Below are 14,469 nucleotides of genomic sequence, written 5' to 3'. Positions count from 1 at the left end.
CGATGAACTTGTCCTTGCGCCTGGTGTGCTGGATAAAACTCGGTATTCTTGCGCTGATCGGAATGCTGGGGTTGGAAGCGAACGCTGCAAATTTGCAGATTTCGCCCGTCATGATTATTTTGCGTGCAGGTCAAAGTGCCACCGGCATCACCATGCAAAACATGGGCGAAACGCCTGTGTACGGCCAGGTACGCGTATTTTTGTGGGACCAGAGCGGCACCGAAGATGTGCTGACCCCCACCCAGGATGTTGTAGCAAGCCCTCCCATATTGCAGATCGGGCCCAAGAGCAGCCAGATCATTCGCCTCGTGCGACGCAGCAGTCAACTCCCCAGCCGCGAGTTGAGCTACCGGATACTGATCGACGAAATCCCGCGCGAGGGCGAAGGCCCCGCCAGCGGCGTCGATATCCGCCTGCGCTATTCCGTTCCCATGTTCGTCCAGCCGGGCGATGAGCGCAGTGCGCCGTCGCCGGCGCTGACCTGGGCCGTTTTCCGCAAGGACGACCACTGGCACCTGAAGGTGCGCAACAGCGGCGCTGCGCGCGCGCAGATCGGCGCGTTCGAGCTGGCCAACGCCGCCGGCAAGCAGTTCATGATTGCCGAGGGCCTGTTCGGCTATGTGCTGGCCGGCCGCGACCGCGAATGGCGCCTGCCGGTGCCGGCCGACGCCGACCTGCGCGGCACGCTGACGGTCAACGCCAACATCAACGCCAAACCCGCGACTGCCAGCACCGTGGCGGCACTGGAGTAGTCGCCCGATGCGGCGCAGGCTGTCCTGCCTGTCCCAGCTGCTGCTGTCGGCCGCGCTGGCCGGCGCCGCCGTGGCGGGCGCGCGCGCGCAAGCGCCTGCCGCACCGCTGCCAGCAATGGCATCCGACGAAGAGCTATTTTTGGAGGTGACCTTGAACGGCCAGGAAACCGGCTTGATCCTGCGCTTCACGCGCCAGCCCGGCACGGTGCTGGGCAGCTCGGGGCTCAGCAGCACCGTGCAGAACCTGCGCGACCTCGACCTCGACCCGCAGCGCCTCGGGGTGGCGGACCGCGAGGCGGTCAACCTCGACGACGTGCGCGGGCTGCACTACACGTACGACGCGGCCACCCAGCGCATCGCGCTGCGCCTCGACGACGCGCTGCGCGCGCCGGTGGCGCTGTCGGCGCGCAGCCTGCGCGAACCGGGCGAGGCCACCGTCTCGCCGGGCGCCGTGTTCGGCTACGACGTGTTCGCGCGCCGCGGCCAGGAACGCTACCTGTCGGTGGCCAACGAGCTGCGCTACTTCAATGCCAGCGGCGTGTTCAGCACCACGGGCGTGTTCAGCAGCAGCGACCAGCTGCGGCGCTTCGTGCGCCTCGATTCTTCGTGGGTCCATTCGGACCCGCACACGCTGGAAACCTGGCAGGTCGGCGACCTGATTTCATCGTCGCTGACATGGACCCGCTCGCTGCGCATGGGCGGCGTGCAATGGCGTAAAAGCTTCGACCTGCGGCCCGATCTGCTGACGTTTCCGGTCGCCTCGCTGGCCGGCTCGTCGGTGGTGCCGAGCGCGGTCAGCCTGTACGTCAACGGCGTGCGCCAGCTGGAGACAGCAGTGCCGTCGGGCCCGTTCGTGATCAACCAGGTGGCGGGCCTGAGCGGCGCCGGCCAGGCCACGCTGGTCACGCGCGACACGGCCGGCCGCGCGGTGACCACGGTCTTGCCGCTGTACGTCGACACCCGCCTGCTGGCAGCCGGCCTGACCGACTATTCGCTGGAACTGGGCGTGCTGCGGCGCGACTACACGACCCGGTCTTTCGGCTACGACCGCTCGCCGGCACTGAGCGGCTCGCTGCGGCGCGGCGTGACCGACCGCCTGACCGTGGAAGCGCATGGCGAGGCCGGCAACGGCGTGGTCAACGGCGGCGTCGGCGCCATGTGGCGCATGGGCCAGATCGGTGTGCTGACCGGCTCGGTTGCCGGCAGCGCCGGCGGCGGCGCCGGTGCCCAGGCCAGCATCGGTTACCAGTACCTGAGTCCGGGCTTCAGCCTGGACCTGGAAACGCTGCGCGCCAGCCGCCGCTACAGCGACCTTGGCACGGCCGATGCCGGTCCCGGCGTGCTGGCCAGCCATCGTCTCAATCTCAACCTCGGCCTGTTTGCCGGCCAGACCCTGGGCCTGTCGCTGATCGGCCAGCGCACGCCGGCAGCGCCACCGGCGCGGGTGGCGGCGCTGTCGTATGCGGCCACGCTGGGACCGCGCCTGTACCTGAGCGTGAGCGCCTACCGCGATTTTCGGGACCAGCGCGCACGCGGCGTGTATTTTGGCCTCAGCGGTTCGTTCGGCGACCGCTACGCGGCCAATGCCAGCTTCGGCCACCAGAACGGCGTGCAGGCCAGGAATGTTACGCTGGGGCGCACGGCTGACTATGGCGGCGGCTTTGGCTGGGGCTTGCAGTCGCTGCAGAACGATGGCGCGGTCGTGCGCCAGGCCCAGGGTTCCTACCTCGGCAACTACGGCCAGGTGGGCGCCTTTTTGCAGGAGAGCGACGGCCGGCGCGACAGCTCGCTCAGCGCCTCCGGCTCGGTGGTGCTGATGGACGGCAGCGTGCATGCGGCGCGCCAGGTCGGCGCCGGCTTTGCACTGGTCTCGGCCGGCGTGGGCGGCTTGCCGGTGCTGCAGGAGAACCGGCCCATCGGCACCACCAGCAGCAGCGGCTATCTGCTGGTGCCCAATCTGACGCCTTATCTGGCCAACCAGATCTCGATCGACACCAGCAGCCTGCCGCTCGATGCGCGCATCGCCCGCACCACGCTCACCGTGGTCCCGGCCCGGCGCGCCGGCCTGCTGGCCGCGTTCCCGGTCGAAACCTATGCCGCCGCCAGCGTGATCCTGCACGACGCCGTCGGCCGGCCGCTGGCGCCCGGCCTGGCAGTGCAGCACCTCGAGAGCGGCAACACCACCGTGACCGGCTTCGACGGCGTGGCCTTCATCGACAACCTGGCGCCGCACAACCGCGTGCAGGCGACCGTGGCGGGGCAGCGCTGCGTTGCCGAGTTCGCGTACGTGCAGGAGCCGGGCAACGCCTTGCCGACCATCGGACCGGTCGTGTGCCGGAGCGTGCAGTGATGGCCCGCCGCCTGCTGTCGGCGCTGCTGACCTTGTTCCTGGCGCTGTTGTGCTGTGGCCAGGCGCGTGCCGACAATTGCGCCATCACGCCCGCCAATGTCACGTTCCCCAGCGTCAGCTCGATCAGCACCGGACCGGTGTACGCGTCGTCGAGCTTCAAGATCACCTGCACCTGGACCGACATTGTCGGCTCCCTGCTCACGCCCAATGTGACGATCTGCCTGAACCTGGGCGCCGGTACCGGCAACGCCAGCACGGCCAACACGACCATGCGCCAGCTGTCGAACGGCAGCTTGCGCGTCAATTACAACCTGTACACGGACGCCACCTATGCGTCATCCAGGATATGGGGCGGCATGGCCGGCACCACCACGTCGGGCAACGGCATCGTGCTGACCATGACCAAGAGCGGCGGGGTGGGCAGCCTCGACCAGTTCGTCAACATCTACGGCAAGCTCGAGGCGGACACCACGCTGTCCGGCCTGACGGTGGGGCCGGACAACCTCAGCTTCACGTCCAGCTTCGGCGCCGGCAGTGCAGTGATGCAGTACCAGTTTTCGCTGCTCGGGGTGCTCGGCTGCGCGGTGCCGCAAACGGTGGCGATCCCGTTTACGGTCAGTGCGCCGGTGATCAACGATTGCAACATCAATATCGGCAACCTGGCGTTTCCGCAAGCGCGGCTGCTCACCAGCGCCGTGCGCACCACGTCCAGCGTATCGGTCACCTGCAGCAAGAATACCGCCTACCGCATCACGCTGGCAGCCGGCGCCAACAGCGCCAGCACCACCGCGCGGCGCATGCGCAATACCGGTACCACCGAGACGGTCGATTACGTGGTGTCGAATGCGCTGGACGGCCCCAGCTGGGGCGATGGCAGCGGCGGCACGGTGGCGGTCACCGGCACCGGCACCGGGGTGGCGCAGGCGATGACGGTGTATGGCATGGTGCCGGCGCAGAGTACGCCATCGCCGGGGGATTACAAGGATACCGTCACCGCCACCGTGTCCTTCTAGTCGGGGCTGAATCAGCCTCCATGGCGGCGTTGCAGCGGCTTGCCGTACTGCGCGTACTGTCTGCGTCGCTGGGCCTTGCCCTGGAGGCTTATGCGGCCCCTCCGGGGCTGTCCGTGGCGGGGTTGCAGCGGCTTGCCGTGCTGTGCGTATTGTCTGCGTCGCTGCGCCTTGCCCTGGAGGCTGATTCAGCCCCTCCGGGGCTTTCAAAGGTGCGCGTCGGTCAGAAGGTGATGGTCCAGTCCTGGGTGCTGGCTGGGCGTGCGGTGGCGGTGTCGGCGGCGGCTGGTGCGGGTGGGGTGGCGGTGGTCAGGTGAGGGGCGTTGAGCTGGCAGGCCACGGTGGGCGCCTTGGTGGCGGCGGTGCTCGCCTGTACGGTGCAGGCATCGGACACGGTGAAGCTCACTTGCATGGCAGCGGTCTTGGTACCGGCGCTGGCCAGCAGCGGCAGGGTCATCAGGACTACGCTCAGTGCTTTAACAAGAAGTTTCATTTTGTGTCAGGTGAGTAAGTATGCAGCAATCGGAAGTGCTTGTTATCTCGTGCAACAATGAAACGAATTTTAACCTGCATCAACATTCTATCGAATGTTCACATTTCGCGAAGCAATCAACTTCTCGGCAAATAGTGGAATTTGGATAGTTTGTGCGCCCTGTTTTTAGCCTATTTTTGAGGGGTGTCACACCGAGTTAAACATCAAGTTTTCATAGAGAAACATCAGGGTCAACTATCACGACAGGAGAAAGAAAATGAGACACCAAAATACGCACAATGTCACGGATCCTCCGGCAACTGGAAAAGTCACACATTTTCACCTCAATCATGCAAGTCACTGGATTCTCACCGAATCTCACCGGGCACGATGAAGTGACTATCAGGCAGTTTTTCCGACAAATCTGGAACCGAGGAGTACAACATGAAACATACCGACTTTGGCCGCATGCCTTGCCCGATCGCCCGCAGCCTGGGCAAAGTGGGCGAGTGGTGGAGCATCCTGATCCTGCGCGACGCCTTCTATGGCCTCAGCCGCTTCGACGAGTTCGAAAAGAGTCTCAAGATCGCGCCCAATATGCTGACCCGGCGCCTGAACGGCCTGGTCGAGGGTGGCCTGATGGAACGGCGCCAGTACAGCGCCCGTCCGCCACGCTACGAATACGTGCTCACCAAGTCCGGCCGTGACTTCAAACCGGTGCTGCTGGCATTTATTGCCTGGGGTAACGATCACCTGGCACCGGAAGGCGCCAGCCTGCTGGTGGTCAGCCGCGAAACCGGCAAACCGGCCGACCAGGTGCTGGTGGACGCCAACAGCGGACTGGCCATCAACGATGAGGACTATATGTTTGCGCCCGGCCCGGCCGCGACCGACAGCATGCGGATCCGCCTCAACGAGATCAGCAAGCACGCTTCCTGATCGTCCGGTGACCCGTCAGACGCCGGCCTGCAGCGCCGGCGTTTTTTTTATCCGTCAGGCGTGCGCACACGAACCCTGTACGCGATTAAAGATAACAATAATTTCCAAAAAGAAATAGTGTTGCCGGTGACCTGTGGAATAATGCAGCCACGGTCCGGGGTTGGCCGTTTGACAGCAGGAGGAATCACCGTTTGGAAATGTTCGTGCACGATGCAGACCTGGTGCAATGGGAAGCCCCATTGCCCGATTCGACCGCCGCGGCGCGACTGTCGCACCTGACAGCGCTGGCCTGGCACCTGCGCCAGCGCGATCCCGCCCGCGCCCGCCTGCTGTGCGACGATGCCCTGGCCCTGCTGTCGGCTGTGCCATCGGTACCGCCAGCGGGAGTGCCGGTCGTCAGGGCACGGCTGCTGCTGGTCGCGGCCGAGCACGCATGGGTAGCCGGCGACCTCGCCACTGCCCGCTGCCACGCCGACCAGGCGCTGCACCTGCTCGCGCATGACGCCGGCGCTGCCGCACTGCCTGCCGACGCCGCCCGGACCCGTGCCGATGCCTGCTGGGTACAGGCCTGGGTCGCCAATGACCACGGCGACACCCCGGCTGCCAGCGCCTGGCTGGTGCAGGCGGGTGCAGCGGCCGACGCCGCCCACGACCGGGTACGCGGCGACATCATCGCCGCCGCTGCCGGCATCTGCGCCGCATTCACCGACGGCGCCGGCCAGCAACCGGACACCGGCGGGACGCCAGCATGGCGCCTGCGCCTTGCCGCGCTGGGTGTCGAAACGGGGGCGGCAGCGGGGGACGCCACCGCCACCGCAGCGGCAAGAGGAACCGGTACTGGCACGGATGCCGGGACTGCCGCCGAAACCGATGCCGGAATGGACCCTGGAGCGGACCCCGTAGCGGACCCCAGCGCAGGACCCGCAACCGACGTCAGGGGAGATGGCGCAGGCAACGCCAGCCCTGGTGCCGCACTGGACGCGCTGCCGGCCATCGCAGCCGGCTGGATCAGCGATTTTCTCGGCACCCGCGCCTTCCAGCACAGCGAATACGGCGACGCCATCGGCCATCTGATGCGCAGCTTCGACAGCGCCCGCACCAGCGGCCAGCTGCGCCGCGCCATCATCATCGCCACCAATATCGGCAACGCGCTGACCTGCCTGAACGCCCACGAAGCAGCGCTCGAGTGGCTGCAGCGCGGGCTGGACCTCGCCCGCCCGACCGGCTGGCCGCTGTCGATCGGCATGTGCCTGATGCAGACCGCCGAAGCGCTGCGCCAGCTCGGTCAGCGCGAGGCCGCGCAAACCCTGCTGCGCGAAGCGCTGGAGGTGATGACGCCGTTGTCGGGCTCGCGCGCCTACGCGGTGGCGCTCGAATACGAGGGCGACCTGGCGCTGGACCTGGGCAACCACGCAGCGGCGCTCGACAGCTTTACCCGGCTGGCCGCGCGCGGCGATGCGCTGGGCCAGGCCGACTTCCAGAGCAGTGCCCGGCGTGGCCAGGCGCACGCGCTGGCGCACCTGGGCCGCTGCCGCGAGGCGCTGTTCGTGGCAAAGGGCGCACTGACGCTGGCGCGCGCCCAGGGCGACACCCTGGCGCAGATCGCCGCGCTGCAGGTGCTGGCCGACATCCACGCACGTCCGCCAGGCGCCGACGAGCAGCGGCTGGCGCCGCCGCCCGGCATGACCGTGCCCAGCGCGCCGCTCCACTACCTGCTGCTGGCGCTGGACATCGCCGCCACCATCGACGGCTACATCGTGCCCGGCGCCCTGCTCGAAGCCACCGCGCGCGCCTACGCGGCCGTCGGCAACCACGAACGGGCGTATGCGATCGCGCTGCAGGCCGGCGCCGCGCGCGACCTCACCCACAGCCGCGAAGCGACCAGCCGCGCGGTCGCCATGCAGGTCCAGTACCGGACCGATCGCGCCCGCATCGAGGGCGAACACCACCGCCAGCTGGCGGCGGCCGAGGCGCGCCGGGCCGAAGACCTGCAGCGCACCAGCGCCACGCTGGCGCACCTGGGCGCGGTGGGACAGGAAATCACCGCGCACCTGGAATCGGCGGCCGTGTTCCGCGCACTGGACCGCCACGTGCACGGCCTGCTCGACGCCACCCTGTTTTCCATCCTGCTGATCGAGCCGGAGGGCGGCTGGCTGACCAGCGCCTTCGGCGTGGAAGCGGGCCGGCCGCTGCCGCAGCTGCGGGTGGCGCTGGCCGACCCGCATGCCTATTCCGCGCGCTGCGCCCGCGAACGCCGCGAGCTGGTGGTCGCGCTGGCGCCGGGCCAGCCCGATGTCAACCTGATCCCGGGAACGCTGCCCACGCTGAGCATGCTGTTCGCGCCCCTGGCGGTGGGCGACCGGGTCCTGGGCGTGATGACGGTGCAGTCGATGCGCGCCCATGCCTACGGCGAGCGCGAACGGCTGATCTTCCGCACCCTGTGCGCCTATGGCGCCATCGCCCTCGATAACGCCAGCGCCTACCGCCAGGTGGCGGCCACCCGGCAGCAGCTGCTGGACAAGAATCTGGAGCTCGAACGCGCCTACCAGGCGCTGGAAGACGTGAGCCTGACCGACCAGCTGACCGGCCTGCGCAACCGCCGCTATTTCCTGCGCCACGTCGATGCCGACGTTGCCATGAGCTTGCGCGGCTACGACAGCCTGCAGCGGCGCGGGCCTGCCGAGCAGCGTGATCGCCAGGTGCCGCGCGACCTGGTGTTCTACATGGTCGATCTCGACCACTTCAAGCAGATCAACGACCGTTACGGCCACGCCGCCGGCGACGCCGTCCTGGTGCAGATGCAGGCGCGCCTGCGCGAAGTGTTCCGCGAATCGGACTACCTGATCCGCTGGGGCGGCGAGGAATTCATGGTGCTGGCGCGCGCCACCCAGCGCGGCGAGGCCGCGGCGCTGGCCGAGCGCATGCGCCGCGTCGTGGCCGACCGCGACTTCGTGCTGCCCGACGGCGAACTGCTGCGCAAGACCTGCTCGATCGGCTTCGCCTGTTTCCCGTTCCTGCCCGAGCAGCCGCGCCTGTTGTCGTGGCCGCAGGTGGTGGAGCTGGCCGACCAGGGCCTGTACATCGCCAAGCGCTCCGGCCGCGATGCCTGGGCCGCGCTGTACGCCACCGGCGCCGGCGCCGCCGTGGACATCTTCCCGCGCCTGATGCATGCGCTGCCGCAGGCGGTGGCGGACGGCGTGGTGCGCGTGATCAGCAATCTGGCCGGTCCGCTGGAGCTGGACGGCGAGCGCCGCCGCACGGGACTGTCGATCGACCTGGAAGCGTAGGACGTGCCGCGCGGCCGCGCCGGCGCGGTTGTATACTGCTGCTTCGCTTACCGACCGAGTTCCCCCATGACCCTCATCCGCTGCAGCTGGGCCAAGCCCTCCAACCCGCTGTACCTGGCCTACCACGACAACGAGTGGGGCGTACCGTGCCACGACGAACTGCGCCTGTTCGAGATGCTCAACCTCGAAGGCGCGCAGGCCGGCCTGTCGTGGGAAACCGTGTTGAACAAGCGCGAGAGCTACCGCGCCGCCTTCGACCAGTGGGATGCCGAAAAAATCGCCGCCTACGGACCGGACAAGGTGGCCGAACTGCTGGCCAACCCCGGCATCGTGCGCAACCGGCTGAAGGTGGCCGCAGCCATCACCAATGCCCAGGCCTATCTGCGCCTGCGCGCCGGCGGCGGCAGCCTCGATCGACTGCTCTGGTCCTATGTCGATGGCCGGCCGATCGTCAACGACACCGGGCAGCGCATCGTCAAGACAGCGCTGTCGGACCGCCTGTCGAAGGACCTGGCCCGGCTCGGCTTCAAGTTCGTCGGTTCGACCATCGTGTATGCCTACATGCAGGGCATCGGCATGGTCAGCGACCACGATGCTGCTTGCTTCTGCCGTCACCGATGACCGCACCGTACGTCATACTCGACACCGATTTCGGCGACGGCGCGCGCTTTGCCGCCGCCCGCGAACATCATCCGGCGCTGCACTACCTGGCGCTGACGGCGCGCGTGCCCGATGCCGCCACCGTCGCCGATCCGGCATTGCGCGCCCTGTGGCCGCTGGACGTACCGGGCTTTCACCGCATCATTCTCGACGGCGGCCGCGTCACGCTCGACCTGCTGGCCGGCGCTACCGACGCCGTGCTGCCGCAGGTGCGCGCCCGCGTCGACCGCTTCCACGTCGGTGCGCTGGAGCCGGCGCAGGCACGCATGCTGGCGCAGCTTGCAGCGGCCGGCGCCACCCTGCACGCGCGCGCGCCCGGCGACTTGCTGGTGTGGGCGCTGACCGCCGCCGGTTTCGCCTGCCGCCGGCCGCCCGACAGCGACGACATCGCTGCCGACTACCGGGGCCGCCGCGCGCGCCCTTTTGCCGCTGCCATGAGCGCGCCCGCTGCCGCTGCCAGTCCGGACGTTGCTACCGCCACCACTTCGGCTGCATCCCTTGTCAGCACGGCCGCCGCTACCACTTCGACTGCGCCCCCTGTCAGCACAGCCGCCGCTAACGCTTCGGCTGCATCCCTTGTCAGCACAGCCGCCGCTAACGCTTCGGCTGCATCCCTTGTCAGCACAGCCGCCGCTAACGCTTCGACTGCGTCCCCTGTCAGCACAGTCGCCGCTAACGCTTCGRCTGCGTCMCCTGTCAGCACAGCCGCCGCTAACGCTTCAGCTGCGCCCTCTGTCAGCACGGCCGCCGCTAACGCTTCGGCTGCGTCACCTGTCAGCACAGCCGCCGCTAGCGCTCCGACTGCATCCCTTGTCAGCATCGCCGCCGCGTCGCTGCGCGACAGGCGCGCGGTGGTCATCGGCGCCGGTCTGGCCGGTTCCGCCGCCTGCCGGCGCCTGTGCGAAGCTGGGTGGGAGGTGACCCTGGTCGAACGCCACGCGCAGCCGGCGCAGGAGGCGTCCGGTAACCTGGCCGGCATCTTCATGCCGCTGCTGTCGAAAGATGACAATATTCCGACCCGCCTGGCGCGCGCCGCTTACCTGTTCGCGCTGCGCGAATGGCGCCGCCTCGGCGGCGTGGGCCGGGCCTTCAAGGGCGCCGACTGCGGCGTGCTGCAGCTGGCGCGCGACGCCAGCCACGCCGAGGTGCAGCGCGCTGTGCTGGCGCATTGGCGCTACCCGCCAGCTTATGCGCGCTGGGCCAACGCCGCCGAAGCCGGTGCGCTGCTCGGCGGCCCCACGCCGCACGGCGGCTGGCTGTTCGCGCAGGGCGGCTGGGCGCGGCCGTCGTCGCTGTGCGCAGCCATGCTCGACACCTGCGGCACCCGTTTGCGGCGCGTGTTCTGCAGCGAGGCGATCACCTTGCGCCGCACCGGCGCGGGTGGTAAAAATGGCGGACACGGTCGCACTGGTGGCATTCGGGGTAATGGTGACAATATTGGCGAAGATGGCACCAACGGCACCAACGGCACCAACGGCACCAATGGGACTAATGGCACCAATGGTATCAGTGGGACCGAAGGCGAGTGGCTCGTGCACGACGCGAGCGGCGTCTTGCTGGCGCAGGCGCCTGTGGTCATCCTGGCCAACGGTGCCGGCGCCGTGGACATCGCCCAAGCGGCGCTGCTGCCGCTGCAGGCGCTGCGCGGCCAGGTAACCCATCTGGCGCTGGACACGGTCGGGCAGGCGCCCCGGCTGCCGCTGGTGGTATGCCGCGAAGCCTATGTCACGCCGGCCGCCGACGGCATCGTATCGGCCGGCGCCACCTATGACAACGACGGCGACCGCGCGCTGCGCGCCAGCAGCCAGCAGGAAAACCTGGCGCGGCTGGCGGACATCGTGCCGGGCGCGCACGTGGCGGCCCTGGCCGATACCGCGCCGCTGGCCGGCCGGGTGGGCTTTCGCAGCGCCGCGCCTGACCGCCTGCCCCTGGCCAGCGCATTGCCCGACCACGCGTCGGCCGGCCGGCTCGAACACCTGCGCGACGTGCCGCGCCATCCTGGCCTGTACGGCCTGCTCGGTTACGCCTCGCGTGGCCTGATCTGGGCGCCGCTGATGGCCGAACTGCTGGTGTCGCAGCTCGAAGGCGCACCGGCGCCGCTCGAAGCAGCGCTGGTCGATGCACTCGACCCGGGGCGCTTCCTGCTCAAGCAGCGGCGCCGCAGCCAGTAGGCGTCATGGCGCCGCCGCCGTGCCTGCAGGCGCGAGCAGCTGCGCGATCGCGCCTGCCACGATGTCGGGCGAGGTCAGCGCCATCTGGTGGCTGGAATCGGCCACGATCCGCCTGGCATTGGGGTACAGCGCGCGGGTGGCGGCGCGGGTGGCATCGTCCATGCGGAAGGCGCCGAAATCGACCGCGATCGCCGTATTCGATGTCGGCTGGTTGACGAGTTTGACGACAGGCTTGTCATCGATGGACGGCAGCCGCAAGACCATCTCGCCGGTGGCGTCGATCTGCTCGATCTCGCGCCATACCGGGGTGGAGAACGCCAGGCGACCTGCCACGCGTGTCAGCCACGGAAAGTCCTGCGGGCTCTTGACCATGCCCGGGTACATGGCATCGACCAGCACCAGCGCCTTGACCTCGTCCGGATAGGCGCGGGCGAACAGCTGCATGTACAAGCCGCCCAGCGAGTGCCCGACCAGCACATATGGCGGCCTCAAACCCTTGAAGCGCAACACGGTGCGCAGTTCCTCGACGATGGTGCGGCCGTCGCGCGGCGTGTCGGCTGCCGTGCTGTTGCCGTAGCCGGGCCGGTTGTAGGTGAATACCGACGCCGCGTGCGCCAGCCGCTCCGGCACCTCGCCCCATTTGTCGATGGTATTGCGGGATCCGGCCTCGAACACCACGACCTCGCGCGAGTAAGGATGGCGAACGGTCAGCGACTCGACCTGGCGGCCGGCGATGGTATCGATGGCCGGGGCGGGCAGGGCGGCGAATGCCGGGGCGGCGGACAGCAGGAGACAGCGTAACAGTGGCTTGAACATGGCGGGCTTTCGGGTGATAAAACCCCAGCATCGGCGCCGGCGCGCCGGCGTACCAGCGCGCTGCGACGAATCGACAGCCGGGCCGACGAACGGCAAGCGGCGGTGACGATGCAGGCCCTACATGGCCTTGAACAGGTGGACAAAGGCCCGGCTGACCGGCAGCTCGCCCGCATGACCGCGCATGCGCAGGAACAGGCGGCTTGCTGCATCGCGGCGCGTCCCCTCCAGCCAGGCCAGGTTGATCAGGGTGGACCGGTGCACCTGCCAGAACTGGCCGGGATCGAGTTGCGCGGCCAGTTCGGTGATCGGCGTGCGTATCAACAACTCGCCGTGGACGCTGGCCACGACCGTGTACTTGTCGTCGGCGTGGAAAAAGCGCACGTCCGCCACGTCGAGGTGGCGCGTGCGGTCGCCCTGGGACGCGAGCAGGTAGCGCAGCCGGGGCCGCGCCGGCACCGCCAGCAGCTGCTGCAAGGCGTGCGCCATGGCCGCTTCCGGCGGCGGCGCTGCGGCGGCGACGGCGGCGCGCAGCCGCGCGACGGTGCGCGTCAGCCGTTCGGTGGACACCGGCTTGAGCACGTAGTCGAGCGCCGCATGCTCGAACGCCTGCAACGCGAATTCGTCGAACGCGGTGACGAACACCACGCGGGTATGTCCCTCGATACCCTGCGCCACCTCCAGCCCGGACAGGCCCGGCATCTGGATATCGAGGAAGGCGATATCCGGTTCCAGCTCGGCGATGCGGGCGGCAGCGTCCACGCCATGGCGCGCGACGTGGACGATATCGACGCCCGGCCACAGCGCCAGCAACTGGTCGCGCAGGTAGTGCGCCAGGTGCGGCTCGTCGTCGGCGATCAGCACCCGGGTCATGGCGTCACCTGGCGCCACGGCAGGTCGAGTATCGCTTCGGCGCCATCGCCTTCCGCGCGGTTGCGCAGCGTGATACTGGCGCTGGCGCCGAATTCCGTGTCCAGCCGCGCGCGCAGGTTGGCCAGCGCCACGCCGGCGCCGCGACGTCTGTTGCCCGCATGATCGAGGCCCACGCCGTCGTCGGCGACCCGCACCAGCAGGCGCTCACCGTGGACCTCGGCGTGGATGGTCACGCTGCCGCCTTCGAGCCTGGGATCGAGACCGTGATGGATGGCGTTTTCCACCAGCGGTTGCAGCATCAGCGTGGGCATGCGCGCCCGGCGTGCCTGGTCGCTGGCGTCGATGTGAAAGCGCAGCCGGTCGTCCATGCGGATTTGCAGCAGCGCCAGGTAGTTGCAGGCCATGTCGAGTTCCGTCGCCAGCGTGCTGTCGGCCTGCCGCAGCTGCGACAGGCTGGCGCGCAGGTAGCTGGAAAAGGTTTCGACCATGCGCTTGGCGCGCGGCAGGTCGTAATCCATCAGGCTCTGGATATTGGCCAGGGTGTTGAACAGCAGGTGCGGCTCGATCTGGCCCTGCAGCAGCTGCAGGCGGGCCGCCGTCACCTCGCCCTGCAACTGCTGCTGGCGCAGGCGCGAGCGCCACCAGGCCCAGTTGGCCGCCATCACGAACAGCAGGAATACGGCAAACTTGGTCAGCGCGGCCGGCAGCGAGACGAACATGCCCCACACATTGAAACCCACCAGTATCGGCACGATGGTAAAGCCGACCGTCATGCCGAGGATGATGCCGGCCAGTGCCAGCGCACTGAGCGCCATGCCGGCGCGGATGTCGCGGACATCGGCCATGCGCGCGACGAACGGCGCTGGCAGCACGCGCGCGGCTAGGCGCAGCATGCCGAACATGGTGTGCACGATGCACAGGCAGATGCCGATGTTGGGCAGCAGCGACGCCCACCACCAGCCTGCGCGCGACACCCGGCCGAAGATGGCGACAAACGACATCAGGCCCAGGGCCAGCGCGACCGACAGCAACGAGGCGACCAGCAGGCGCATGGCGGCGGAGGTATCGTGGTGCGGACGCAACTCCCAGAGTGAACGCCAGCCCTGGTGCAAGATGGAATTTCGGTTCATGGGCATAGTGTA

Annotated in this window: 11 protein-coding genes; 7 read left to right on the top strand and 4 right to left on the bottom strand. The window is 68.4% G+C overall.

Features of this window, described 5'->3' with window-relative positions:
• The first annotated feature begins 2 nt into the window (after positions 1-2).
• Genes ASF61_RS17400 through ASF61_RS17390 form a run of 3 tightly spaced genes read left to right on the top strand, consistent with a single transcriptional unit; the run spans position 3 to position 4,115 of the window.
• On the top strand, positions 3-752 hold the full coding sequence (locus ASF61_RS17400; RefSeq protein ID WP_255354578.1) for a molecular chaperone: 750 nt from the start codon (positions 3-5) through the stop codon (positions 750-752).
• Between the two features lie 7 nt (positions 753-759).
• Positions 760-3,102: a fimbria/pilus outer membrane usher protein gene (locus ASF61_RS17395; protein WP_229205904.1), complete on the top strand. Its 2,343-nt coding sequence runs from the start codon at positions 760-762 to the stop codon at positions 3,100-3,102.
• Positions 3,102-4,115 (top strand): spore coat U domain-containing protein, encoded by a 1,014-nt coding sequence (locus ASF61_RS17390; RefSeq protein ID WP_056158573.1) that lies wholly within the window; start codon positions 3,102-3,104, stop codon positions 4,113-4,115. The genes ASF61_RS17395 and ASF61_RS17390 overlap by 1 nt, the downstream gene beginning before the upstream one ends.
• A 220-nt stretch (positions 4,116-4,335) precedes the next feature.
• On the opposite strand, the gene ASF61_RS17385 is transcribed toward ASF61_RS17390, so the two are convergent.
• Entirely contained in the window at positions 4,336-4,605 is a 270-nt protein-coding gene (locus tag ASF61_RS17385) for a hypothetical protein (RefSeq protein WP_156369628.1), read from the bottom strand.
• Between the two features lie 423 nt (positions 4,606-5,028).
• Here ASF61_RS17385 and ASF61_RS17380 point away from each other — a divergent pair, with 423 nt between their 5' ends.
• From ASF61_RS17380 to mnmC, 4 genes are all read left to right on the top strand, one after another.
• The gene (locus ASF61_RS17380; protein ID WP_019923340.1) at positions 5,029-5,523 is read left to right on the top strand and encodes a helix-turn-helix domain-containing protein; all 495 of its coding nucleotides are present in this window, start codon (positions 5,029-5,031) and stop codon (positions 5,521-5,523) included.
• Positions 5,524-5,726: 203 nt separating this feature from the next.
• The gene (locus tag ASF61_RS24410) at positions 5,727-8,810 is read left to right on the top strand and encodes a diguanylate cyclase (protein ID WP_373994558.1); all 3,084 of its coding nucleotides are present in this window, start codon (positions 5,727-5,729) and stop codon (positions 8,808-8,810) included.
• A gap of 66 nt (positions 8,811-8,876) precedes the next feature.
• On the top strand, positions 8,877-9,431 hold the full coding sequence (locus ASF61_RS17370) for a DNA-3-methyladenine glycosylase I (RefSeq protein ID WP_056158567.1): 555 nt from the start codon (positions 8,877-8,879) through the stop codon (positions 9,429-9,431).
• Positions 9,428-11,641, top strand: a complete 2,214-nt coding sequence (gene mnmC / locus ASF61_RS24180; RefSeq protein ID WP_229205903.1) for an FAD-dependent 5-carboxymethylaminomethyl-2-thiouridine(34) oxidoreductase MnmC — start codon at positions 9,428-9,430, stop codon at positions 11,639-11,641. The genes ASF61_RS17370 and mnmC overlap by 4 nt, the downstream gene beginning before the upstream one ends.
• A gap of 3 nt (positions 11,642-11,644) precedes the next feature.
• Here the strand turns inward: mnmC and ASF61_RS17360 are convergent, their stop codons facing one another.
• The 3 genes from ASF61_RS17360 to ASF61_RS17350 form a co-directional block, all read right to left on the bottom strand.
• Positions 11,645-12,457 carry an alpha/beta fold hydrolase gene (locus ASF61_RS17360; RefSeq protein WP_056158563.1) on the bottom strand — a complete coding sequence of 271 codons (813 nt, stop codon included), beginning with the start codon at positions 12,455-12,457 and terminating at the stop codon, positions 11,645-11,647.
• A gap of 117 nt (positions 12,458-12,574) precedes the next feature.
• Positions 12,575-13,327, bottom strand: a complete 753-nt coding sequence (locus tag ASF61_RS17355; protein ID WP_056158560.1) for a LytTR family DNA-binding domain-containing protein — start codon at positions 13,325-13,327, stop codon at positions 12,575-12,577.
• The gene (locus ASF61_RS17350; RefSeq protein ID WP_162242007.1) at positions 13,324-14,457 is read right to left on the bottom strand and encodes a sensor histidine kinase; all 1,134 of its coding nucleotides are present in this window, start codon (positions 14,455-14,457) and stop codon (positions 13,324-13,326) included. Before ASF61_RS17350 ends, ASF61_RS17355 begins: the two co-directional genes overlap by 4 nt.
• Positions 14,458-14,469 lie beyond the last annotated feature (12 nt).

The organism is Duganella sp. Leaf126, assembly GCF_001423125.1.
Classification (GTDB): domain Bacteria; phylum Pseudomonadota; class Gammaproteobacteria; order Burkholderiales; family Burkholderiaceae_D; genus Rugamonas.
This window is presented reverse-complemented; position numbering and strand designations above follow the sequence as displayed.